The organism is Pseudomonas sp. NY15354, assembly GCF_048068075.1.
Lineage (GTDB): Bacteria > Pseudomonadota > Gammaproteobacteria > Pseudomonadales > Pseudomonadaceae > Aquipseudomonas > Aquipseudomonas guariconensis_C.
On the sequence record NZ_JBLUPV010000010.1, the window covers coordinates 116,261 to 139,669 of the forward strand.

General features: G+C 63.8%; 22 protein-coding genes and 1 riboswitch. Of the genes, 16 read left to right on the forward strand and 6 right to left on the reverse strand.

Going from position 1 to position 23,409, the window contains the following annotated elements; all coding sequences use genetic code 11:
* The first annotated feature begins 82 nt into the window (after nucleotides 1-82).
* On the forward strand, nucleotides 83-979 hold the full coding sequence (locus tag ACNFCH_RS12660; protein ID WP_337158274.1) for a LysR family transcriptional regulator: 897 nt from the start codon (nucleotides 83-85) through the stop codon (nucleotides 977-979).
* 132 nt (nucleotides 980-1,111) lie between these two features.
* On the opposite strand, the gene ACNFCH_RS12665 is transcribed toward ACNFCH_RS12660, so the two are convergent.
* Together ACNFCH_RS12665 and thpR are read right to left on the reverse strand one after the other, a co-directional pair.
* Nucleotides 1,112-2,311 carry a sugar transporter gene (locus ACNFCH_RS12665; protein ID WP_416742904.1) on the reverse strand — a complete coding sequence of 400 codons (1,200 nt, stop codon included), beginning with the start codon at nucleotides 2,309-2,311 and terminating at the stop codon, nucleotides 1,112-1,114.
* 148 nt (nucleotides 2,312-2,459) lie between these two features.
* Nucleotides 2,460-3,005 (reverse strand): RNA 2',3'-cyclic phosphodiesterase, encoded by a 546-nt coding sequence (gene thpR, locus ACNFCH_RS12670; RefSeq protein WP_416742905.1) that lies wholly within the window; start codon nucleotides 3,003-3,005, stop codon nucleotides 2,460-2,462.
* A 170-nt stretch (nucleotides 3,006-3,175) separates the two neighbouring features.
* On the opposite strand from thpR, the gene lpxO reads away from it, so the two are divergent.
* The 5 genes from lpxO (at nucleotide 3,176) to ACNFCH_RS12695 (ending at nucleotide 9,004) form a co-directional block, all read left to right on the forward strand.
* Nucleotides 3,176-4,075 (forward strand): lipid A hydroxylase LpxO, encoded by a 900-nt coding sequence (lpxO, locus tag ACNFCH_RS12675; RefSeq protein ID WP_337158271.1) that lies wholly within the window; start codon nucleotides 3,176-3,178, stop codon nucleotides 4,073-4,075.
* A gap of 110 nt (nucleotides 4,076-4,185) precedes the next feature.
* Nucleotides 4,186-4,530 carry a carboxymuconolactone decarboxylase family protein gene (locus ACNFCH_RS12680; protein WP_337158270.1) on the forward strand — a complete coding sequence of 115 codons (345 nt, stop codon included), beginning with the start codon at nucleotides 4,186-4,188 and terminating at the stop codon, nucleotides 4,528-4,530.
* A 76-nt stretch (nucleotides 4,531-4,606) separates the two neighbouring features.
* Complete coding sequence (locus ACNFCH_RS12685) at nucleotides 4,607-5,176, forward strand: GNAT family N-acetyltransferase (protein WP_416742906.1); 570 nt, start codon at nucleotides 4,607-4,609, stop codon at nucleotides 5,174-5,176.
* Nucleotides 5,177-5,223: 47 nt separating this feature from the next.
* Nucleotides 5,224-5,429: riboswitch (cobalamin riboswitch) on the forward strand.
* Between the two features lie 114 nt (nucleotides 5,430-5,543).
* Nucleotides 5,544-7,670 (forward strand): TonB-dependent receptor, encoded by a 2,127-nt coding sequence (locus tag ACNFCH_RS12690; RefSeq protein ID WP_416742907.1) that lies wholly within the window; start codon nucleotides 5,544-5,546, stop codon nucleotides 7,668-7,670.
* 122 nt (nucleotides 7,671-7,792) lie between these two features.
* Nucleotides 7,793-9,004 (forward strand): glycosyltransferase, encoded by a 1,212-nt coding sequence (locus ACNFCH_RS12695; protein WP_416742908.1) that lies wholly within the window; start codon nucleotides 7,793-7,795, stop codon nucleotides 9,002-9,004.
* Nucleotides 9,005-9,047: 43 nt separating this feature from the next.
* On the opposite strand, the gene cobF is transcribed toward ACNFCH_RS12695, so the two are convergent.
* A complete protein-coding gene (gene cobF, locus ACNFCH_RS12700; RefSeq protein WP_416742909.1) occupies nucleotides 9,048-9,797 on the reverse strand; it encodes a precorrin-6A synthase (deacetylating) in 750 nt (249 codons plus the stop codon).
* Nucleotides 9,798-9,858: 61 nt separating this feature from the next.
* Complete coding sequence (locus tag ACNFCH_RS12705) at nucleotides 9,859-11,148, reverse strand: OprD family porin (RefSeq protein ID WP_337158265.1); 1,290 nt, start codon at nucleotides 11,146-11,148, stop codon at nucleotides 9,859-9,861.
* Nucleotides 11,149-11,507: 359 nt separating this feature from the next.
* Here ACNFCH_RS12705 and ACNFCH_RS12710 point away from each other — a divergent pair, with 359 nt between their 5' ends.
* The 3 genes from ACNFCH_RS12710 to ACNFCH_RS12720 all read left to right on the forward strand — a co-directional run bounded on the left by ACNFCH_RS12710 (nucleotide 11,508) and on the right by ACNFCH_RS12720 (nucleotide 12,965).
* A complete protein-coding gene (locus ACNFCH_RS12710) occupies nucleotides 11,508-11,870 on the forward strand; it encodes a histone-like nucleoid-structuring protein, MvaT/MvaU family (RefSeq protein ID WP_337158264.1) in 363 nt (120 codons plus the stop codon).
* Between the two features lie 224 nt (nucleotides 11,871-12,094).
* Nucleotides 12,095-12,616, forward strand: a complete 522-nt coding sequence (gene gloA / locus ACNFCH_RS12715) for a lactoylglutathione lyase (RefSeq protein ID WP_337158263.1) — start codon at nucleotides 12,095-12,097, stop codon at nucleotides 12,614-12,616.
* 100 nt (nucleotides 12,617-12,716) lie between these two features.
* Nucleotides 12,717-12,965 carry a hypothetical protein gene (locus ACNFCH_RS12720; RefSeq protein ID WP_337158262.1) on the forward strand — a complete coding sequence of 83 codons (249 nt, stop codon included), beginning with the start codon at nucleotides 12,717-12,719 and terminating at the stop codon, nucleotides 12,963-12,965.
* A gap of 107 nt (nucleotides 12,966-13,072) precedes the next feature.
* Here the strand turns inward: ACNFCH_RS12720 and ACNFCH_RS12725 are convergent, their stop codons facing one another.
* Nucleotides 13,073-13,894: a shikimate 5-dehydrogenase gene (locus ACNFCH_RS12725; RefSeq protein WP_337158261.1), complete on the reverse strand. Its 822-nt coding sequence runs from the start codon at nucleotides 13,892-13,894 to the stop codon at nucleotides 13,073-13,075.
* Nucleotides 13,895-14,056: 162 nt separating this feature from the next.
* Between ACNFCH_RS12725 and ACNFCH_RS12730 the strand changes: the two genes are divergently transcribed.
* Nucleotides 14,057-14,239, forward strand: coding sequence for a hypothetical protein (locus ACNFCH_RS12730; protein ID WP_196168150.1), 183 nt, complete (start codon nucleotides 14,057-14,059; stop codon nucleotides 14,237-14,239).
* A gap of 343 nt (nucleotides 14,240-14,582) precedes the next feature.
* Nucleotides 14,583-15,509, forward strand: a complete 927-nt coding sequence (gene pbpG, locus ACNFCH_RS12735) for a D-alanyl-D-alanine endopeptidase (protein WP_070091015.1) — start codon at nucleotides 14,583-14,585, stop codon at nucleotides 15,507-15,509.
* A 482-nt stretch (nucleotides 15,510-15,991) separates the two neighbouring features.
* Here the strand turns inward: pbpG and ACNFCH_RS12740 are convergent, their stop codons facing one another.
* Nucleotides 15,992-16,426 (reverse strand): hypothetical protein, encoded by a 435-nt coding sequence (locus tag ACNFCH_RS12740; RefSeq protein ID WP_337158260.1) that lies wholly within the window; start codon nucleotides 16,424-16,426, stop codon nucleotides 15,992-15,994.
* Nucleotides 16,427-16,611: 185 nt separating this feature from the next.
* Between ACNFCH_RS12740 and pvdM the strand changes: the two genes are divergently transcribed.
* The 5 genes from pvdM to ACNFCH_RS12765 all read left to right on the forward strand — a co-directional run bounded on the left by pvdM (nucleotide 16,612) and on the right by ACNFCH_RS12765 (nucleotide 23,280).
* Nucleotides 16,612-17,955, forward strand: coding sequence for a pyoverdine-tailoring dipeptidase-like protein PvdM (gene pvdM / locus ACNFCH_RS12745; protein WP_416742910.1), 1,344 nt, complete (start codon nucleotides 16,612-16,614; stop codon nucleotides 17,953-17,955).
* A 17-nt stretch (nucleotides 17,956-17,972) separates the two neighbouring features.
* Entirely contained in the window at nucleotides 17,973-19,256 is a 1,284-nt protein-coding gene (locus ACNFCH_RS12750; RefSeq protein ID WP_337158258.1) for an aminotransferase class V-fold PLP-dependent enzyme, read from the forward strand.
* Between the two features lie 22 nt (nucleotides 19,257-19,278).
* A complete protein-coding gene (locus ACNFCH_RS12755; protein ID WP_337158257.1) occupies nucleotides 19,279-20,187 on the forward strand; it encodes a formylglycine-generating enzyme family protein in 909 nt (302 codons plus the stop codon).
* An 84-nt stretch (nucleotides 20,188-20,271) separates the two neighbouring features.
* Nucleotides 20,272-21,606, forward strand: a complete 1,335-nt coding sequence (locus tag ACNFCH_RS12760; RefSeq protein WP_337158256.1) for a lysine N(6)-hydroxylase/L-ornithine N(5)-oxygenase family protein — start codon at nucleotides 20,272-20,274, stop codon at nucleotides 21,604-21,606.
* Between the two features lie 27 nt (nucleotides 21,607-21,633).
* On the forward strand, nucleotides 21,634-23,280 hold the full coding sequence (locus ACNFCH_RS12765; RefSeq protein ID WP_337158255.1) for a cyclic peptide export ABC transporter: 1,647 nt from the start codon (nucleotides 21,634-21,636) through the stop codon (nucleotides 23,278-23,280).
* Nucleotides 23,281-23,409 lie beyond the last annotated feature (129 nt).

Genomic DNA, 23,409 nt, shown 5'->3' on the forward strand with positions numbered 1-23,409 from the left:
ACGGATTTGTCGCGCATCTTATCTTTCCCGTCAAAAAGAAAAACCCGCACAATGCAGCAACACTTTCATCCTTGGAGTGAAAATGCTGCGTCTTGCCGATCTCGAATTGTTCCTGCGCAGCAGCGCGCTGGGCAGCTTCACTGCCGCCGCCCATGAGGCGGGTCTGCTTCCGGGGCAAGTGGCGGCGGCGATCAAGCGCCTGGAGCGCGAGCTGGATGTGCGTTTGTTCGCCCGCACCACCCGCAGCCTGCGCCTGACCGCCGAAGGCGAGCTGTACCTGCCCACTGCCCAAAGCGTGCTCGACACCTTGCGCCAAGGGCGCGACAACCTGCACGGGGCCCACAGCAGTCTGCGCGGTGTGCTGCAGGTGTCGGCGCCGTCGGACCTTGGGCGCAACATCCTGCTGCCCTGGCTCAGCGCGTTTCGCCGCGAACACCCGGAGCTGAGCCTGCGGTTCTTTCTCTCCGACCAGGTCGCCGACTTTTCCCGCGATCCGGTGGATGTAGCCATCCGCTACGGCCTGAACGCCGAGGCCAACTACATCGCCCTGCCCCTGGCGCCCTGGAACCGTCGAGTGCTGGTGGCGTCTCCCAGTTATCTGGCACGCCATGGCCGCCCGCGTACACCCGAGGAGCTCCAGCAGCATGCCTGCCTGCTCTACCTGCAACTGGGGCGGGTCTATGACAAATGGCGTCTGGGCAACCGCACCGTGCAGGTGCGTGGCCCGCTGTTCAGCGATGATGCCGACGTGGTGCGGCGCTGGGCCCTGGAGGGTGAAGGGATCGTCTACAAGTCATGGCTGGATGTGAGCGCCAACGTGGCGGCGGGCGAGCTGGAGATCCTGTTGCCAGAGCACCCGGGCGAGCTTACGCCCGTGACCCTGGTATGCCCCCACCGCAAGCAGCTCTCGCCTGCGGTGTCGCAGTTGCACCTGTGGCTGCGCGAGCGCTTCGCCGCATTGCAACCTGCCGATCATTGACTCAACCAGCCTGCTCGACGCCGTTCTCTTCGCGGCTAAACCCGCTCCCACTGGCATTACGCAAGTCTTGAGAGCGGAGCAATCCCGGTGGGCGGGTTTACCCGCGAAGCAGCCACCGCTGATCTCAGGGGGCTACTTGCCCAATGCTGCGCGAAACCGCCCAGTGCTCGCCGCCGCCAACACCAGGCCCACCACTGCGACGCTGCCACCGACCAGGCCGATATAAGCCACATCCAGCTGGCTGCTGACGATACTGCCCAGCAAGGCACCGCCGCCGATGCCGATGTTGTAGATCCCCGAAAACAGTGCCATGGCCACATCGGTGGCATCCGAGGCCAGCTTCAGGGTCTTCGATTGCAACGACAGGCTGAAGCTCAGGATCGCCACGCCCCAGACCATGCTCAACGCCGCGAACACATAGAAATTGCCCGACAGCGGCAACATCAGCAGCAGGCACGCCGCCAGGGAGGCGATGGCCGCCACCAGGAACCCATGGGGGAAGCGGTCGCTGTAGCGGCTGAACAGCAACGAACCGAACACCCCTGCGCCTCCGAACAACAGCAGCAGCAAGGTCGTGCGCTCGCCGCCGATCTGCGCCACATGCAGGGCAAACGGCTCGATGTAGCTGTAGGCGGTGAACTGCGCGGTGATCACCAGCGTCACCAACAGGTAGGTGATCACCAGCGCCGGGCGCTTGAACAGGATCGGCAGGCTGCGCAGGGAGCCGGAGTTCTGACTCGGCAGCAGTGGCAGCGACTTCACCAAACACAGCAGGGTGGCCAATGCCACACCGGCAATGCTGAGGAAGGTCACCCGCCAGCCCAGGGCCTCACCCACCACGCGCCCCAGCGGAATACCCATGACCATGGCCAAGGTGGTGCCGGTGGCCAGCAAGCCCAGGGCCTTGGCCTGCTGGCCTGGGGGCGCCACGCGCACTGCCAGCGACGCGGTGATGGCCCAGAACACCGCATGGGACAGGGCAATGCCGATACGGCTGACCAGCAGCATGGCAAAGCTCTGGGACAGCCACGAGAGCAGATGGCTGACGATGAACACCAAAAAGACGAACAACAGCAGGCGCCGGCGCTCGATGTTGCGGGTGATCAGCATCATCGGCAGCGACGCCAGCGCCACCACCCAGGCATAGATAGTGAGCATCAGGCCGACCTGGGCGGTGCTCATGTCGAAGCTGTGGCCAATGTCGCTGAGCAGCGCCACCGGCACGAATTCGGTGGTATTGAAGATGAAGGCGGCCAGCGCCAAGGCGATGACACTGAGCCAGCTGCCGCTTTGCGCGGTGGTAGGCAAAACGTTTGGGGTAGGTCCGTTCATGGATGGGTTGTTGATCTCCGCAGACAAGACGAAAGTCCACACGCCACGTGCCAATGCTGGCCAGTGCCGTGTGGTTTGTTATTGAAAGGAATGCACGGCATGGTACGCGCCAGTCCCCTGTCTCACAACCACGACGCACAGGCTGGCTTTAGTCCTCCAAGGGCCACTCGGCCAATGGCCAATAGGCGCCCTTGCGCGACTCGTAGAGGGTGAACGACCGCGCAGCAAGGAAAAACTCCGGCGCTGTGCCAGCTTCCGGCACCTGGCTGCGAAAGTCGCGGGACAACGTCAGGTGCGGCCGGAACTCACGGACCTGCTCAGCGATCCCCAGCGGCAGTGCCGCCTGCTGCAGGGCATAGACCAACTGGCGCATGGCCGGTGGCGTCTGCTGCGGCTCCAGGACCAAGACGCTGGCGCGCGGCCACACCTGCAGGCGATCCAGCACCAGACGAATCGGCGCATTTGGGCGCTTGAGCTGATCGACGGCGGCGCACAGGGCGGGCACCTGGGCAACATCGACATCGCCCAGAAACAGCAACGTCAGGTGGAAGTTCTGCGCCGGCACCGGCTTGCCACTGCGCAGCGCCAATGCACGTCGCCACTGGGCAATGGCGCGGCGCTGGGCATCGCTGACCGACAGCGCGAAGAACAGGCGCTTGAAGGGCTGGACCTTGTCGCGTTCATCGAATGCCATCCGTCATTCCCTCCTTGAAATCGTCTAGGCCGGGGCACACAACACGAACGGGGGTTATCGTACGAATGTCTGCCTGGCAATGTGAGATTAATCCTATAAAGCCAACGCATGATTGTTTATGCTGGCGAGCTCAAGCCATGAAGCATGGCCATCTTGACAAGCAGCCGTCCATGAAAATTGCATTAGTACTTCTTTTCGTCCTCTCGATCGCCTATGTCCACCTGCGCGGTCGGGTTCGCCACAAATTGACCCGCCAACTGGGCGATCACTCCAGTTTCCTGGCCCCGGTCAACGCCTTCCTGTACCTGTTCTCCAAGCATCCGGCCAAGCCCTACCTGCCGGTGGAGGCCTTCCCCGAGCTGCAGCCGCTCAAGGACCACTGGCAGGAAATCCGCGAAGAAGCCCAGCAACTGCTGCATGTCGGTGAAATCAAGAAGTCCGACAACTATGACGATGTCGGCTTCAACTCCTTCTTCAAGACCGGCTGGAAACGCTTCTACCTGAAGTGGTACGGCGAGAGCCATCCATCGGCGATGAAGCTGTGCCCGCGTACCACCGAGCTGCTGCAAAGCATCGGCACGGTCAAGGCCGCGATGTTCGCCACCCTGCCGCCAGGCGCCAAGCTCGTGCGTCACCGCGACCCCTATGCTGGCTCCTATCGTTACCATCTGGGCCTCGACACGCCGAACGATGATGGCTGCTACATCGACGTCGATGGCGAGAAGTACGCCTGGCGCGACGGCGAAGCGGTGGTGTTCGACGAGACCTACATCCACTACGCCGCCAACACCACCGAGCACAATCGCATCATCCTGTTCTGCGACGTCGAACGCCCGCTCAAGTACCGCTGGGCGACCGCCTTCAACCGCTGGTTCAGCCGCAACGTCATGGCCGCGGCCGCCGCCCCCAACGACGCCAATGACAAGACCGGCGGCATCAACCGCCTGTTCACCCGCATCTACAAGATCCGTGAGCGCGGCAAAGCGCTGAAAAAGCGCAACCGTACCCGCTACTACCTGGAGAAGTGGGCGGTGGTCGCAGCTTTGGTGCTGTTCTTCATCTACATCTGAAAGCCTGAATTTTGGGCCGCTGCGCGGCCCATCGCGACACAAGGCCGTGCCCACGGGAAAACTTCGACTAGCCTGAAAGCTCCTGTTGCCAACCTCACAAGGTGAAGACGATGAGCATGATGGACTGGGACGCCTACCGTAAGCAGTTGATGGCCGGCATCGGCGATCTCAAGCAGTTGTCTCCGGATACCGTGGCCGGCTACATGACCGCCAGCGGCGCCGGCGCCAAGACCAACCACCTCGATGCCAAGACCCGCGAACTGATCTCCCTGGCCGTGGCGGTGACCACCCGCTGCGACGGCTGCATCGCCGTGCACTCTCAGCAGGCGGTCAAGCATGGCGCCACCCGCGAGGAGATCGCCGAAGCGCTGGGCGTGGCGGTGGCGATGAACGCCGGCGCCGCGCTGGTCTATTCGGCCCGCGCCATGGATGCGGTGGGCAAGGCCGGCAATTGACGCTGAGCGGCGTCGTCGCCCTTGCGCGGCGGCGCCAGGCCACCCAGACTTGGCGGCTCAGCCAGCAGGAGCCGCCATGATTCAGATCCGCCCCATGACCCCGGAAGACTTCGAGCGCTTCTGGCCCACCTTCCAGGCCATCATCCAGGCCCGCCAGACCTACGCCTTCGACCCCGCGCTGACCTTCGAACAGGCCCGCCAACTGTGGCTGGAACTGCCTCTGCGCACCCTGGTGGCCGAGCAGGATGGCGAGCTGCTCGGCACCTACTACCTCAAGGCCAACGCCGCCGGCCCCGGCAGCCATGTGGGCAACTGCGGCTACATGGTCAGCGAGGCCGCCCGTGGCCGCGGCGTTGCTCGCTTGATGTGCGAACACTCGCAGAAGCTGGCCCGCCAGGAGGGTTTTCTGGCGTTGCAGTTCAATTCGGTGGTAGCCACCAATGAGGTGGCCGTGGCGCTGTGGCATAAGCTGGGCTTCGAGACGGTCGGCCGCCTGCCCAAGGCGTACCGCCATGCCCAGCTGGGATTGGTGGATTGCCTGGTGATGTACAAATGGTTGGCGGACGAACCCGTGGTGGAAAAGCCCGCGCTGCTGATCGGACGCAAGAACATCGAGGCGCGGGTCTCGCGCCGACGCGGGCGCTGAGCCCTCGTCTTTTCCCCGCGCATTGACTCCCCATCCGATCAATGGTCAGATGCGCGCCAGTTTCAGGTGTCCTGCGCCGCCGCGCGCAGGGTGAAACGGGAAGCCGGTGCGTCGTTCACACGACAAGTCCGGCGCTGCCCCCGCAACGGTAAGCGAGCGAACCCTTCGACAGACCACTGTGCGCATGCATGGGAAGGTGAAGGCTTCATGACCCTCGCAAGCCCGGAGACCGGCCTGGAACTTCACGTTGGCAAACCCGCGGTGGGCGGGCGCAGGCCGGTCTTCGCGCACGCCCCTTGCGTGCGCGTTCGCTTGTCTATGCGTTGTTTCCACCGGGATCCATTCATTCCTGCAGCAGTGGAACGACATGTCCCGTACCTACACGCTTCACACCTTGGCGGCCTGCCTGGCCGTTTCCCTTCCGGTCGTGGCCGATGAACAGCACAACCCGGTGCTGGCCCTGCCCTCGACGACCATCACCGACACCCATGAGGCACCGAGTGTCGACCTGGCTACCCCAACCGATGCTGGATCGCGCCTGAACCTGAGCGCCCTGCAGACCCCGGCCAGCACCAGCACCCTGAGCGCCGAACAGATTCAGCAGCGCAACAACCTCACCGTCCAGGACGCCGTGACCCGCTCACCGGGCATCACCTTCACCGGTAGCCCAGGCGATGGCGGCACCGGGCTGTCGGCCCGGGGCTTCGAGGGCCACAGCTCGGTGATGACCCTGTTCGATGGCTCGCGCCTGTACAGCGGTGCCGGCACGCTGACCTTTCCGGTCGACCCATGGATGGTCGAGCGCATCGACGTGATCCGCGGCCCCGCCTCGGTCCTGTATGGCGAAGGCGCCACCGGTGCAGTGGTGAACGTGATCCCGAAAAAGCCTTTTGCAGGCGAGGTGCATAACCAGCTGCGCCTGGGCTACGGCTCCTGGGACCGCCAGCAGCTCGGTCTGGACAGCGGCGGCAGCCTGAGCGAGCGCCTGAGCTATCGGATGACGGTCAACCAGCAGGCCGGTAACGGCTGGGTCGACCGCACCGACTCGCGCAGCCTGGCCCTGAGCGCGGCACTGCGTTTCGACGCAACAGCCGACCTGAGTTTCACCCTGGCCCACGAACGCGGCGACGCAGAACCGGCCAACTACTACGGCACGCCGCTGATCGGCGGGCGCTACCGCAGCAGCCTGCGCAAGAAGAACTACAACGTTCAGAACGACGTGCAGCGCTACCATGACGAATGGACCCGCCTGAATACCGACTGGAACATCAGCGACAGCGTGTCGGCCAGCAACCAGCTGTACTACATCAAGAGCCGGCGACATTGGCGCAATGCCGAGACCTACGCCTGGAATGGCGATGTAGATCGGCTGGAGCGCGGCAGCTTCCTGGAGATCAAGCACAACCAGGAACAGATCGGCGATCGCCAGAGCTTCACCTTCGACCATGACCTGTTTGGCCTGACCAGCAAGACGCTCATCGGGGCCGAATACAACAAGATCCGTTTCAACGTCGACAGCAACGCTCCCTACGACGATGGCGCTACGGACCCGCTCGACCCTTGGCACCCGGCGCCTGGCAGGTTCCATAGCCTGTCGCCGACACGCCCTCAAACGTTGTCCACCACGCATACCTTCGCCCTGTTCGCCGAGAACCGCACCGAGCTGACCGATCGCCTGTCGCTGGTGACCGGCATCCGCCGCGACCAGAACCACATCGAGCGCAACGACCTGGTCAACGACACCCGCAGCGAGCGCAGCCTGCCAGGCGGCAACTGGCGCGCCGGGCTGGTGTTCGCCGTCACCGACGAGCTGTCGCTGTATGGGCAGTACTCGACCAGCGAGGATGGCGTGGGGGATCTGTTGACCCTGCGCCCGGCGCAGCGCTATGACCTGACCGAGGCCAAGCAGACCGAGCTGGGTCTCAAGCAACGGTTCTGGGAGGGCCGTGGCGAGTGGACGCTTGCGGCCTACCACATCGTCAAAAAGAAGCTGTTGGTCGCCGACCCGGTGAACCATGGCGTACAGCAAGCGGGCCAACAAACCTCCGATGGACTGGAGGCGACCGTGGAGCTGGCCTTGGCCAACCAGTGGCAGGTCTCGGCCAACGCTGCGGTGGTGCGCGCCAAGTTCGACGATTACCTCGAAGACACAGCAGAGGGCGTGGTGGATCGAGCGGGTAACAGGCCAGGCAATGTGCCCCGTCGCACGGCCAATCTATGGGTGAGCAAAGGGTTTGGCCAACAGGTCGATGCCGGCCTCGGTGTGCGTTATGTGGACCAGCGCTACGACAGTGCGGCCAATGAGAACAGCGTGCCTGGCTACACGGTGGTGGATGCCAATCTCGGCTGGCAGGTGCTGCCGGATGTGCGTCTGGGCTTGCAGGTGAACAACCTGTTCGACCGCGAGTATGCAGCATCCTACGTCTATACCAGCGAGCAGTGGCTGTTGGGGGCGCCGCGGTCGTACTTTGCGACGGTGGATTACACCTTCTGACTGCACGGGCTGCTGCGCAGCCCCATCGCGACACGAGGCCGCTCCTACATGGATCTGTAGAAGCGGCCCCGTGCACCAGACCATGGTTAAATACGCGTTTTCCAGCCCAAGGCCCCTCCTCCATGCTCCACGCCCTGGTCATCGGCCAAGCCTGGCCCGAACCTCGCTCCTCCGCCGTCGGCGGCCACATGATGCAGATCCTCGAAAGCTTTCTTGCTCGCGGCTGGCGCATCACCTTCGCCAGCGCCGCAAACGCCGCCGAGCACAAGGCCGATCTCGCGAGCCAGGGCATCGCTGAACAGCTCATCGACGAGCACTTCGAGCACTTCATCGCCGAACTGGTGCCGGACATCGTGCTGTTCGACCGTTTCGCCATGGAGGAGCAGTTTGGCCCGAGCGTCCGGAAACACTGCCCCAACGCCCTGCGCGTGCTGGAAACCTCCGACCTGCAGAGCCTGCGCGAGGCCCGCCATCAACTGCTGCGCCGACGCCTGATCGAAGGCCTGGACCCCAACGACTTCCGCGCCCTGTTCAACACCAGCGGCCCCGAGCTGTTCCGCCAGATGGCCCCCACCGACCTGGCCCAGCGCGAGCTGGCGGCCATCTATCGCTGCGACCTGTCGCTGATCATCTCGGACGTGGAAACAGACCTGTTGGTCAATGGCTTCGGTGTGCCGGACTACCTGCTGCACTGGTGCCCGCTGATGCTCGACCCGACTGCCCAGACATTGCGCCCCTTCGCCGAGCGCGAGCACATCGTGACCATTGGCAACTTCCGCCATGCGCCCAACTGGGATGCGGTGCTGTGGATGAAGCACAACCTCTGGCCGATGATTCGCCGTCGTCTGCCCGAGGCCCAGTTGCACATCCATGGCGCCTACGCCACACCCAAGGCCCTGGCCTTGCACAACCCCGAAGAGGGCTTCCACCTGCTCGGCTGGGCCGAGGATGCGCTGCAGGTGATGGGCAACGCACGCCTGTGCCTGGCGCCGCTGCGCTTTGGTGCTGGCATCAAGGGCAAGCTGGCCGACGCCATGCTCTGCGGCACCCCCAGTGTCACCACGCCCATCGGCGCCGAAGCCATGCATGGCGCCCTGCCCTGGCCGGGCGCTATCGCCGGAACCGCCGAAGCGCTGGCGCAGGCCTGCGTGCGGCTCTACAGCGATGAAGCGGCCTGGCAGCAGGCCCAGGCAGCCTGCGCGCCTCTGCTCAAGACCCGCTATGACCGCAACCGCCATGCAGCGGCCTTGACCGAGCGGATCGAGCACAGCCTGGCGCACCTGGACGAACAGCGCCTGTACAACTTCACCGGGGCCATGTTGCGTCGGCGTTGAAGCCGGGGCCGCAAAGCGGCCCCAGGTTCCCGATTGCCCCGCGTCAGCACTCGCGCCGCAGCAGGTAGGTGTCCATGATCCATCCCTTGCGTCGCCGCAACTGGTCCCGCAGCTCGACGATCTGCGCCTTAACCCCCTGCAGCGGCCCGGCGACCAGGATCTCGTCCTCGGTCCCAAGGTAGGCGCCCCAATAGATCATCAGTTGCGGATCGTCCAACCCGGCGAAGGCACACTGCCCATCGAGCATCACCACCACGTTGTCGATCCGCGCCTGCTCGGCCAGGCGCCGGCCCGGCAGCACAATAAGAGGCTCGCCGATACGATTGAGGGGGATCTGATGCCGCGCGGCCAAGGCCTGCACGCTGCTGATGCCAGGGATGACCTCCAGGGCCAAGGCCAGGCCCTGTTGGCGAACAAGGTCGAGGATGCGCAAGGTACTGTCGTACAACCCAGGCTCGCCCCAGAGCAGGAACGCGCCAATATCGTCAGCGCCCAGCTCGTCCTCCAGCAACTGACCGTACAAGGCCGCGCGCTGGCGATGCCAGCCCTGCACAGCGCCGAGGTAGTCCGGCGCCTGGCCTTCGCGCTGCGGATCGGTCACCTGCACCAGCCGATAACCGCCCTGCGGCACGTAGCGCGCCAGGATGTCTTTGCGCAGTTGCACCAGTTCGTCCTTGTCCTGGCCTTTGTCCAGAACGAAGAACACCGTGGCGCGCCGCAGCGCCTCCACAGCTTCGTAGGTGATCTGACGTGGGTCGCCCGGACCGATGCCGATCAGCAGCACGCGTTTCATCACCCTGCCCTCATGTCAACCAGCCGCCATTGTCGAGCGGCCGGCGGCATTTGGCAAAACACTAGAGGATGGAGAAGTTGTAGCTCACGATCACCCGCGTCTCGTCCATGTCCCGCGCCCACTTCTCGTAGTTGCTGCGATAGGTGGAGTTACGCAGGCGCACGCTCACGTCCTTGAAGGTGCCGCTTTGCACTTGGTACTTGAGCTCGGTGTCGCGTTCCCATTCCTTGCCTTCGGCGCTGCTGCCAGGGACGTTGATATGGTCGCCATTGATGTAGCGGGTGAAGAACGTCAGGCCCGGTACGCCGAGTGCCTTGAAGTCATAGTCGTAACGCAGTTGCCAGGAGCGCTCCTGGGCGGCGGCGAAGTCATTGACCTGGGCGTAGTTGACCAGGTACGGGTTGCTGCCGTCGAGGTACGGCATGGCGTTCTCGCCATACATGCGTTGCCAGCCAGCGCTCACCTTGTGCCCGCCCAGGCTGTAACCGAGCATGCCGCTGAAGGCGCGGTGATCGATATCGCCCGCGCGGGCGTTGCCGATATCGTCGCTCTTGATCAGGCGCAGATCGGCCGACAGGCTGCCCACCGCCAAGGGTTGGTTGCCCACCAGACCCAGGAACTGCTGGCGGTAGATGTTTTCCAGGCGCGATACCTGGTACTGACCGCTCAGACGATCACTGAAGCGGTAATCGACGCCGGCCAGGTCGAAGTGGTCGGCCTCGATGTCGCAGGCATACCGCTTGTTCTTGCAGTGGACGCGGATGTCCTGGCGGTCGGTGGAGTCCCGGGCGGTGTACTGGTTCAGGCGGGCCAGGGTGAACTTCAGGTCGCGCACCTCTTCGGAGGTCAGCATCGCGCCATGGAACATGGTCGGCAGCAGGCGACCATCGTTGTACTTGAGCAACGGTACATCCGGCATCATCGAACCGTAGCGCAGCACGGTCTCGGACACCTTCACCTTGCCGGCCACGCCGAGCTTGGCGTACTGGTCGGCCGAGCGGCGCGGGTCATGCCCTGACGAAGGCAGCAAACCACTGTTGCTGTCCGCCGGGCTGGAATCGAGCTTGAAGCCGACCATGCCCAAGGCATCCACACCAAAGCCCACCGGACCCTGGGTATATCCGGACTGCACATTCAGGATGAAACCCTGCGCCGCCTCTTCGCGTTTGGATGCGCCCTGACTTGAACTGCTATGCCCATCACGAAAATCCCGGTTGAAGTAGACCGTGCGCGCTTCGACCTTGGCGCTGCTGTCTTCAAGAAAACCGGCGGCCTGGGCATGGGCACCGACACACAGGAACAACAGGCCGGTAAAACGGCGCCCAGGGGCTGGGGAAAACGGGGGAAACATGCGAAAGGAACATCCAGGAAGAAGGCGAAAAACGATCCGAGGCAGCGTTGCACCCCGGCACTACGGAGCAGCCGACAACTACGCCGACCCTCATCTTGAATGATCGCGCAGGCGCTCTATTTCGCACCATTGGACGATGGTCTAAGCACCCCTGAAGAGCAGACTTCAAAGCGCTGCGAATAAGGCGCGAAAAACTAACAAAGTTCCCTGATTACTTATAAAAAGTTTACGGTTTACCCAATAGAGGTCGGCGACTACAATCGATATCAGCGAACAGCTGTACCCATCCCCGTGGCCGGCGTTTATTGCTTTTTGTATGTTCGTCACGCCCTGCCACGACACTTACAGGAGTGATGACAGTGTCCAGACTTGCAGAGTTTCGTGCTGCCGAAAAAGCTCTCCAGGAACAAATGGCGCAACTGGAGGCGATGAAAAAGGACGCCGGCCTAAAACGCGAAATCGAATTCGAGCAGAAACTAGTCGGCCTGATGAAAAGCTATGACAAGAGCCTGCGCGACATCGTCGCCATCCTCGACCCGAAGGCAGTGACCAAGGCACCGGCCACGGCGCCCAAGCAGCAGCGCCGCCCCCGCGTGGTGAAGGTGTACGAGAACCCGCACACCGGCGAGCTGATCGAGACCAAAGGCGGCAACCACCGCGGGCTGAAGGCCTGGAAAGAGCAGTACGGCGCCAAGACAGTGGAAAGTTGGGTACGCCCATGAAACGTCAACACCCACTTCACACTTTTTTCACATCGACACGCGCAGTATCGAACCAGCTAAAGGACTAGCGACCCCATCACGCGCCCGCACATGCGGGCCTCTAATTCCAGCGCCCTGCACTCGTGCAGGGCGCTTTCGTTTGCGCTCACGCCTCACTGCCGTATCATGGCCCACCTGTCTTTTCCGCCAGGGCCTGGTGCCCTGGCCTCTCTTCTGGAGTACCCATGAGCCTGCACGATCTGCACGCCCTGCCCGGCGTCACCGCCACACCGGATGCCGCCACCATCAACTTCGTGTTCAACCACACCATGCTGCGGGTCAAGGACATCGAAAAGTCGCTGGACTTCTACACCCGCGTGCTGGGCTTCAGCCTGGTGGACAAGCGCGACTTCCCTGAGGCCGCCTTCAGCCTGTACTTCCTGGCCCTGGTGGACCCCGCCCAGATTCCAGCCGATGACGCCGAGCGTCACCAGTGGATGAAGTCGATTCCAGGCATCCTGGAGCTGACCCACAACCACGGCACTGAAAACGACGCCGAGTTCGCCTATCACGATGGCAACACCGACCCCCGCGGCTTTGGTCACATCTGCATTTCGGTGCCAGATGTACGTGCCGCCTGCGAGCGTTTCGAAGCCCTGGAAGTGCCCTTCCAGAAGCGCCTGTCGGACGGCCGCATGAAGCACCTGGCCTTCATCAAGGATCCGGACGGCTACTGGGTCGAAGTGATCCAGCCGACCGCGCTCTGAGCCTCGCCCACCAGGGCACGCTCGTCGGGCCGGGAACTCCCGGCCCCTCGCTGTGGTATATGGAATAGACCGCTTCCAAGCCACAGCGAGGTAAAGGACGATGCAAACCCTTCACTGTGAATACCGCGACCACACCATCACCGCGAGCGTCATGACCCACCCTGGGTCGCCCCTGCCGTTCGCAGCCGGCTGCCTGATCACCGATCCGGAAGGCCACACCAGCCGCCGCCTGGCACTGCCGATGAAGATGGCCTTCCTGTCCGATCTGGAGAATGCCCAGCACGCCGCGCTGGCCCATGGCCGCTGGCTGGTCGATCAGCAGCTCGACGGCGATCACCAGGTGTTCTGACGACTCGACGCTGATGCTCCTGAGGGAGCGAGCTCACCCGCGAATGCATCGACGAGTGCACCACCGCTTTCGCAGGTAAACCCGCTCCCATAGGGCGCCTGCCGACGCTAAACCTCCCGCGCAAACGCCACCGCCGCCGCCACCTGCTCATCGCTCGGCCGCACGCCGGTATACAGCACGAACTGCTCCAGCGCTTGCAAGGCGATCACCTCCAAGCCGGTAATCACCGGCTTGCCCAGCGCCTCGGCATAACGGATCAACGGCGTGCGTGCCGGCATCGCGACCACATCGAACACCTGCTGCGCGGCGGCGATGGCGTCCGAGGTGAACGCCAGCTCATCTGCCTCGGGGCCGCCGGCCATGCCGATAGGCGTCACGTTCACCAGCATCGGCGGGCACAGGTCGCCCAGCTCCGGCAGCCAGCGATAGCCACACACATCCGCTAGTTGCCGCCCGGCCTGCTCGTTGCGCGCCACGATGATGCCTTCGGCGAATCCGGCATCACGCAAGGCGCTGGCCACCGCCTTGGCCATGCCACCACTGCCACGCAGGGCGAACGCGGTGCCAGGGTCTACTTGATGGCGCTCGAGCAACTGACGCACCGCCAGGTAATCGGTGTTGTAGGCCTTCAGGTACCCGTCCTCGTTGACCAGGGTATTGACCGACTCAATGGCCGCCGCCGAGGGATCGATTTCATCGACCAAGGCCATGCAGGCTTCTTTATAGGGCATCGACACACCGCAGCCACGAATCCCTAAGGCGCGAATCCCTGCCACGGCGGCGGGCAAGTCCTGGGTGGTCATGGCCTTGTAGTAGTAGTCCAGGCCCAACTGCCGGTAGAGGTGATTGTGGAAACGCACCCCGAACGTACCGGGACGACCGGCCAGGGAAATGCACAGCACGGTGTCTCTGCTCGGTGGAATCGTCATTGCCCCGCTCTCCTAAGCTGAATCGTTTACGTAGCGTAACAGAGGGACTGCCTTGTACCTGACTTAACGTTGATATAACTGATTAGCACTATTGAGGAAGTTGATTTCAAGCCGCATCGGATGCCCGATAAGGTAGCCCCATGTCACACAGGAGGTTCCTCCATGGCCACTATCCAGATCATGTCCGTCATCGGCAGCGCCGTCCCCGCTACCCTGCGTGAACAGGGGCTACTGGCCTGCTGGTACCTGACCCGCAATGGCGAGACCGTCAGCGGCCCGCTGACCTCCCGCGCCACCGCCCAGGCCCTTGCCGAGCGCCTACAGGCCGCCAGCCTGTTGGCCTGACCGAATTTGTTGTGCGTTGCTCCCCCAAGCCTCTATTGCCCGCCTTTTTGGCGGGCTTTTTTTACCCGTCGTGAATGCCATCACTGCGCAGCCCCTGTGTGCGGGTTTACCCGCGAAATCTTCTGTTGATCCTCCACCCCTTTGCGGGTAATCCCCATACCGCAATAGGCATCCAGCCGACGGACGGAGTGCGCGGAACCGTTCCAGCATGAAGGTTTTTTCATTTCGTCCCCCGCGCTCAACGAGCAATCGACAGCCGATCAGCCATACTCCAAAATGCATCGGTTTTTTGGGGGAAACCCTTGCACAGCCAACGACATACCAACTTTTAGTGAGCCTCAACGTGAAAACTTCCCTGTCCATCCTCAGCCTGCTGCTGTTGCTCACAGGAACCGCGACCCTTCCGTCGACCGCTGCTGCACAACCCCCGGCCCAGGTACAACGCGACCCCGCCAAGCTGCACCTGGCCTCCGGCAGCGCCCTGCTGATCGACCTGAATACCAACCAGGAGTTGTATTCCAGCCATGCCGACCGCGTGGTGCCCATCGCCTCGGTCACCAAATTGATGACCGCCATGGTGGTGCTGGACGCCAAGCTGCCCATGGATGAGATGCTCACCATGACGATCGCCAACAACCCGGAGATGAAAGGCGTCTACTCTCGCGTACGGCTCGGCAGCCAGCTCGACCGTCGCGAGACCCTGCTGATCACCCTGATGTCCTCGGAGAACCGTGCGGCCAACAGCCTGGCCAACGCCTATCCGGGTGGCTATGGGGCCTTCATCAAGGCGATGAACGCCAAGGCTCGCAGCTTGGGCATGGCGCACACGCGCTATGTCGAGCCCACCGGCCTTTCGACCCAGAACGTTTCCACGGCCCGTGACCTGGCCAAGTTGTTGATGGCCTCGCGCAAGTACCCGATGCTCAGCGAGCTGTCCACCACCCGCGAGAAGACCGTGGCGTTCCGCAAACCCAACTACACGCTGGGCTTCCGTAATACCGACCACTTGGTCAACAAGAGCAACTGGGACATCAAGCTGACCAAGACCGGCTTTACCAACGAGGCTGGCCATTGCCTGGTGCTGCTGACCAAGATGGACAACCGCCCGGTGGCCATGGTGATCCTGGATGCCTTCGGCAAGTACACCCACTTCGCCGATGCCAGCCGTATGCGCCAATGGCTGGAGACTGGCAGCGCCAAGCCGGCGCCAGCGGTGGCCATGCAGTACAAGGCAGACCGCCAGAGCCGCCCGCGCCTGGCCAACGACTGATCCGCGATGCTCAAGGCGCCCCCTGGTTGGGGGCTGAGCGGCCATGCAAGGCTGCAAGGGCGTGCCAACCTTGTTTCGCGGCGCCTTCTTCGCGGGTAAACCCGCTACAGGTTTAGCGGTGCTCTTTGGCGCTGCGCTGGCTCTGCAGGGGCAGGTTCAGCGATGCCTTTCGGATCGACGCGAGCGCTGTGGGAGCGGGTTTACCCGCGAACACCGGCGCAGCCGGTGCCATTCACCGAGGCGTTTGCTTCGCGGGTAAACCCGCCCCCACAGCTTCTCCGATGTTCTCAACAACACCGCTGTGCCTGTGGGAACCGCGCCAGGGCTGGTATTTGCACGGCTGAAAAGTGTCAAGGGACAGCAACTGAAGGCGATTCAAGCTTGTCCGGCACCTATAGAATCTCCCACAGGTATAGCGGGGTTCTTGAAAGCACCGCAGAACCTGGGGGAGCGGGTTCACCCGCGAATGCGCCCCCCCGGTTTCAGGCCTGGGTACTGACCATACCGCCGGCGCTGCTGCCGCCGGTTTTGCTCAGGGCTTCCAGCAGTTGTGCGGTGGCCGCCTGAATCTCACCACTGATCGTGGCGATGCTCGCCTGCTTGGCGGTGATCGCTGCCAGCTTGCTGGTTTCGTCCATGTTCTGGGCCGCCAACTGCGCCAATTGCTTCTGCTCCTCGGCCAGCTGCTTCTGCAGCTTCTTGATCATCTCCCGCAGTTGCTTGATGTGCGGCGGCTCACCGCTGTCCTCGGCGCTTTGCGCCTGCTTGGCCTGTTTGGCCTGCCCGGTTTCACGCAGCCCGGAAAGGTCGGCCTGCACGCTCGCCGGCTTGCCCTGCTCGGCCTTGTCTGCCTCGGCCGCCTGGGTGGCCGTGGCCAACGATGGGCTGGCGATGTTGATCCCTGTGATGCCTACCATGTGTTTCTCCCTGCCCCGGGGGGCTATTTCGACGCAAGTACTATCGGCCGCCCGGCGCACTTCTTGAATCGCAGCCCTCGGCAATAAATTTGCCGCCCCGCCACTCGTCCACCTGATACCCGAGCCCTGCCCTGGCCTCCACCTGCCTGGCACCTCGCCCCGATCAGCCCCGCAACGAGATGGCAATGACCACGACCCGTTCCCGCAAAGCCCTGTACATCGGCCTGCCCCTGGCCTTGGTAGCGGCCCTTGGCGCCGCTGGCTACTTCCACTGGTTCGGCCAGGACCCTGGCTACCCGCGCCCCATCGTCGAACAGGCCAACGCCCTGCACGAACACATGCTGTCCTTCGACAGCCACGTGACCGTGCCACTGGACCTGGGCACGGCGGGCAATGAGCTCGACAAGGACGGTCCCGGCCAGTTCGACCTGGTCAAGGCTGGCCGTGGCCGGCTCTCTGGCGCGGCGCTGACCCTGTTCGGCTGGCCGGAGATCTGGAACGGCCCCAACGCCCCGCACCGCCCCACCCCAGGCTTCGTCGACGAAGCCCGCCACCAGCAGGAAGTGCGCTACAAGATCATCACCGGCATGGTCCGCGACTTTCCCAATCAGGTCGGCATCGCCTACACCCCCGAGGACTTCCGGCGCCTGAACGGCGAAGGCAAGTTCGCCATCTTCATCAGCATGCTCAACGCCTACCCCCTCGGCCACGATCTTTCGCAGCTCGACCTGTGGGCCGCGCGTGGCATGCGCATGTTCGGTTTCAGCTACACCGGCAACAACGACTGGGCCGACTCCTCACGCCCGCTGCCGTTCTTCAACGACACCGCCGACGCCCTGGGCGGCTTGTCGCCGCTGGGCGAGCAGGCAGTCAAGCGCCTGAACGACTTGGGCGTGATCATCGATGTGTCGCAGATGTCCACACTGGCCCTGGACGACGTCGCGCGCCTCTCCCGCGCCCCGATCGTCGCCTCCCACTCAGCGCCACGGGCGCTGGTGGACATCCCGCGCAACCTCTCGGACAAAGAGATGCAACTGATCAAGGACAGCGGCGGCGTGATCCAGGTGGTCGGCTTCGGCCAGTACCTGAAACCGCTGGGCAAGCCGGTGCTGGACAAGCTCGAAGCCCTGCGCGCGCGTTTCGACCTGCCGCCCTTGCAGGGCCTGGCCAACGCCCTGATGCCGGGCGATGCGGTGATCGCCATCTGGCCCGAGGCGCGCTTCGGCGAATACGCAAGCGCCCTCTACGGCATCCTCGAAGAAGAACCCAAGGCCACCCTCAAACAGTACGTCGACGCCATCGACTACACCATCAAGAAAGTCGGCATCGACCATGTCGGCATCAGTTCGGACTTCAACGACGGCGGCGGCCTGGAGGGCTGGAAGGACGTCAGCGAAATCCGCAACGTCACCGCCGAACTGCTGACCCGCGGCTACAGCGAAACCGACATCGCCAAGCTGTGGGCCGGCAACTTCCTGCGCGTGTGGGAGCAGGTACAAAAATCCGCCCACCCCGTCGCCACCCGCTGATCAAGGCCTGACCGCTCATGAGCAATCGCCGTACTTTCCTCAAGCAAGCCGGCCTGCTGGCCGCCAGCCTGCCGATGATGCCCCACGCCCTGGCCAGCAGCGCACCTGCGGTGCCGCTGACCGGCAAGGACAAGTGGCGCCAGCTGCGCACGCTGTTCCCCCAGGCGCCGGACGTCATTCACCTGTCCAATTTCCTGGTGACCACTCACCCCCGCCCGGTGCAGGAGAGCATCGACCGCTACCGCGCCGAGCTCGACCGCAACCCGGCGCAGTGGATGGACTGGCACAGCCAGGCGGTGTGGAAGCGCGAGGCCGACGTGCGTGAATGGGCCGGGCGCTACCTGGGCGTCAAGCCGCGCCAGATCGCCCTGACCGGCAGCACCACCGAAGGCCTGGGGATGATCTACGCGGGCCTGAAAGTGGCGCCACACCAAGAGATCCTCACCACCGAGCACGAGCACTACTCGGCCAACACCAGCTTCGATCTGCGCCAACGTCGCCAGGGCACCCAGGTGCGCAAGCTGCGCCTGTTCGACGAGGCCTGGAATGTCAGCACCGAACGCATCCTGGAGACCCTCGACCGCGCCATCGGCCCCAACACCCGCGTACTGGGCATGACCTGGGTGCACTCGGGCAGCGGCGTGAAACTGCCTATCGGCCAGATCGGTGAGCTGGTGCGCCGGCACAATCGTGACCGCGACGAGCAGGACCGCATCATCTACGTGGTCGACGGCGTGCATGGGTTTGGCGTGGAGGATGCGCAGTTCGCCGACTTCAACTGCGACTACTTCATCGCCGGCACCCACAAGTGGATGTTCGGCCCGCGGGGTACAGGGCTGATCTGCGCCGCCAGCGAAAAACTGCAAGACCATCTGGTGCCCACCTTCGCCACCTTCTCCGAGGACGAGGACTTCGCCACCATCATGACGCCCGGGGGCTATCACAGCTTCGAGCACCGCTGGTCGGCGGGCAAGGCCTTCGAACTGCACCTGCAACTGGGCAAGGCCGACGTGCAGGCGCGCATCCACCAGCTCAACGACTACTTCAAACAGCGCCTGGCAGAGATCGATTCACTGCAACTGGTCACCCCGCAAGGCAGCACCCATTCGGCCGGTTTCACCTTCTTCCGCGTCAAGGGCCAGGAAGACCAGGACCGCTACGCCAACTACCTGATCGAGAACCGGGTGATGGTCGATGCCGTGTACCGCGACGCGGGTCCGGTGATTCGCACCGCACCGGGGCTGCTCAACAACGAGCAGGAGATCGACCGCACCCTCGCACTGCTCCAGCGCACGCTTTGACCGCTACAGGAAGGAACCCACGATGCCCGCGAACCTGCTACGCCCGTTATCCCTACTCAGCCTGCTCGGCTGCCTGCTCGCACGCCCGGCGCAAGGCGCTCACGACCACAAGCCCGGCGAGGTGTTCCAGGACTGCAAGGACTGCCCGCAGATGGTGGTGCTGCCAGCCGGCAGCTTCCAGATGGGCACTCCGGATGACGAGCCCGGTCGTCAGGCCGATGAAGGCCCGATGCACCTGGTGACTCTCGACAAGCCCTTCGCCGTCAGCCGTTTTCACGTCACCGCAGGCCAGTGGAAGGCCTACCTCAAGCAGACCGGCACAGTCATCGCCGACGGTGACGATCGTCCAGGCCGGCGCTGCACCAACAGCGTGCCGAGCTACAAGCTCGACCCCAAAACCGCCGACCGCCATCCTGCCGTGTGCATGAGCTACAAGGATGTCGAGGCCTATGTCGCGTGGCTGTCGAAAAAGACCGGCCATACCTACCGCATGATCAGCGAGGCGGAGCGCGAATACGCCGCCCGTGCCGGCAGCACCGGGCCGTTCCCCTTCCCCCTGGACCCGGATGCCGACTACGAAATCACCCGCCACGCCAACGTCTACGGCCCCAAGGACGGCTACAGCTACACCGCCCCCGTGGGCAGCTACCCACCCAACGCCTTTGGCCTGTACGACATGCACGGCAATGTCTACGAGTGGACCGCCGACTGCTACCACGACAGCTACATCGGCGCGCCCAGCGACGGCAGCGCTTGGAAGGAGCCCAACTGCGAGCTGGTGCAACTGCGCGGCAACGACTGGGGCGAGGCACCGATTTTCTCCCGCTCGGGCAACCGCAATCAGACCTATCCGGATGACCGCGGCGACTGGATCGGCTTTCGCGTCGTCCGCGAACTCGAGAACGAGAAGAGTTCTAAATTGCACGGCTGACGGCTCGTTCTATCGGTGTACATGCGCAGGACCCGGGTGCCGTCACGGCACCCACCTTCGACAGACCCCGAGGAATCGTCAACCATGAGCCAGCACCCTACCTCCGAGCCCCTTCACGACCTCATTGGCGTCGGCTTCGGCCCTTCCAACCTGGCCTTGGCCATCGCCCTGGAAGAGCTCGCCGACACCCACGGCTACGCCCTCGATGCCCTGTTCATCGACAAGCAGCGCAACTACCGCTGGCACGGCGACACCCTGGCCACCCAGAGCGAACTGCAGATCTCCTTCCTCAAGGACCTGGTGTCTTTGCGCAACCCGACCAGCCCCTACAGCTTCGTCAATTACCTGCACCAGAAGCAGCGCCTGGTCGACTTCGTCAACCTGGGCACCTTCTACCCCTGCCGCCTGGAGTACAACGACTACCTGCGCTGGGCGGCCGATCACTTCGCCACCCAGGCCGCCTATGGCGAGGAAGTGGTACGCATCGAGCCGGTACTGGAAGCCGGGCGCATCCAGCACCTGCAAGTGATCTCCCGCGACGCAGCCGGCCAGGAGCGTCGCCGTCTAGCCCGTTCGGTGGTGGTCGGCACCGGCGGCACGCCGAAAGTGCCGGCGACCTTCGCCGCGTTCAAGGGTGATCCGCGGGTCTTCCATCACTCCACCTACCTCAAGAGCCTGGCCGCCCTGCCCTGCAGCGAAGGCAAGCCGATGCGCATCGCCATCATCGGCTCTGGCCAGAGCGCGGCGGAGGCCTTCATCGACCTGAACGACAGCTATCCGTCGGTGAAAGTCGACATGATCGTGCGCGCCTCGGCGCTCAAGCCCGCCGACGACAGCCCGTTCGTCAACGAAATCTTCGCGCCGCAGTACACGGACCTGGTGTTCAACCAGAGCCAACCCGAGCGCAAGAAACTGATCGACGAGTACCACAACACCAACTACTCGGTCGTGGACATCGACCTGCTCGAGCGCATCTACGGCATCCTCTATCGCCAGAAGGTCGCCCACCAGTTCCGCCACGCCGTGCTCTGCCGACGCCAGGTCGAGGCGGCCACCGCCACCGCCGAGGGCATCGAACTGACCCTGCAGGACCTGGCCACCCACCAGCAACAGACCCACCGCTACGACGCGGTGATCCTCGCCACCGGCTACGAGCGCCGCTCGCACCGCGAACTCCTGGCGCCACTGCAACAGCACCTGAAGGACTTCGTGGTCGATCGCGACTACCGGGCCCTGGCCAGCGACGACCTGCAGGCGGCGGTGTACCTGCAAGGCTTCTGCGAAAGCTCCCATGGTTTGTCCGACACCTTGCTCTCGGTGCTGCCGATGCGCGCCAGCGAAATCGGCCAGTCGCTGTACCAGACCCTGGCCGGCCAGCGAGCCGGGCTGCGTGAAGCCGTCGCCCTGAGCCGCGCGTAACGCGCGGCCCTTTCCTGAGGACGCTTCATGAGCTCGACAAAGGCTACATCCCGCGAACTGCTTTCGATCCTGCGCCCGTTGCTGCCCACCCTGGCCATCTCCATCGTGCTGGGGATCGTCGGCGGCCTGAGCGTGACGGCGCTGCTGGCGCGGATCAACGCCCTGATGCACAGCGAGCAGGCCATCGGCAGCGCGGTCATGCTCGGCTTTGCCGGGCTGTGCGCACTGGCTTTGGGCTGCGCCATCGCCGCGAACATCGGCACCAACTACGTTGGCCAGCATGTGATCGCGCGCCTGCGCATCTCCCTGGGCGGCAAGGTGCTCTGCGCCCCGATCGAGCAGTTGGAGCGCTACCGTAGCCATCGCCTGATCCCGGTGCTGACCCACGACATCGACACCGTGAGCGACTTCACCTTCGGCCTGCCGCAGTTGATCGTCTCCCTGACCGTGACCCTGGGCTGCCTGGGCTACCTGGCGATGCTCGACGGGACGATGTTCCTGATCACCGCCAGTGCGGTGGTGCTGGGCTGTATTGCCCAGTACGTGGCACGTAGCCATGGCATGGGTGGTTTCGAAGCGGCGCGCGAAGAAGAAGACCAGTTGCAGAAGTACTACCGCAGCATGGCCGAGGGGGCCAAGGAGCTGCGCATGCATCGCCAGCGCCGGCACACCCTGTACCGCGAACAGGTGATCCCCACCGTGCAGCGCATCGCCGCGTTGCAGATCCGCTCGGTGAACATCTTCCTGAGCGCCAGCACTTTCGGCTCGCTGCTGTTCTTCATGGTCATCGGCCTGTGCCTGGCCCTGCAGACCTGGGGCGTACCGGTCGAAAACAACGTGCTCAGCGGTTTCATCATGACCCTGCTGTTCATGAAAGGCCCGATGGAATCGGTGCTCAGCCTGCTGCCGCTGATCAGCCGCAACGCCGTCGCCGTCAAGCGCATCGCCGAGATGAACGCCGCCTTCTCCACACCCGAGCCGTTCCTGCTGCCCGGCACCGAGACCGGCCCACGCCCCACGCTCAAAAGCCTGGAGCTGCGCGGGTTGACCTATACCTTCCCCAGCGTCGACGGCCTGCCTGCCTTTGGCATGGGGCCGCTGGACCTGAAGGTCACGCCGGGCGAGCTGCTGTTCATCGTCGGCCAGAACGGCAGCGGCAAAACCACCCTGATCAAGCTGTTGCTGGGCCTGTATGAGCCCCACGGTGGCCAGGTGCTGCTCAACGGCCAGGTCATCGGCCCTGCCCAGCGTGACGACTATCGCCAGCTGTTCACCACCGTGTTCGCCGACTTCTTCCTGTTCCAGGAGCTGCTCGAACGCAAGGGCGTGCTGCCCGAGCATACCCAGGCCTACCTCGAACGCCTGGAGCTGGCGCACAAGGTGACCATCCGCGACGGCGCGTTCTCCACCACCGACCTGTCCACCGGCCAGCGCAAGCGCCTGGCCCTGCTGCACGCCTGGCTCGACGAGCGCCCGGTGCTGGTGTTCGACGAATGGGCCGCCGACCAGGATCCGGCGTTTCGCAAGGTCTTCTACACCGAGCTGCTGCCGGATCTCAAACGCCAGGGCAAGACAGTGATCGTGATCTCCCACGACGACCGCTATTTCGACCTGGCCGACCAGCTCATCGACGTACGCGGCGGCCAACTGCATCCCTTGACCGAACGCGCCTGAACCTCAGGCGCGTCACCTTTTTTACGGCCCGTAAGAAATTTTTCCGGTTTTCAGAAGGCTATGCGTCTTCTTCTTGAATACGAACAGCTCTCATTAACCCCAAAAATTACAAGTTCCTTCGAAGGAAAC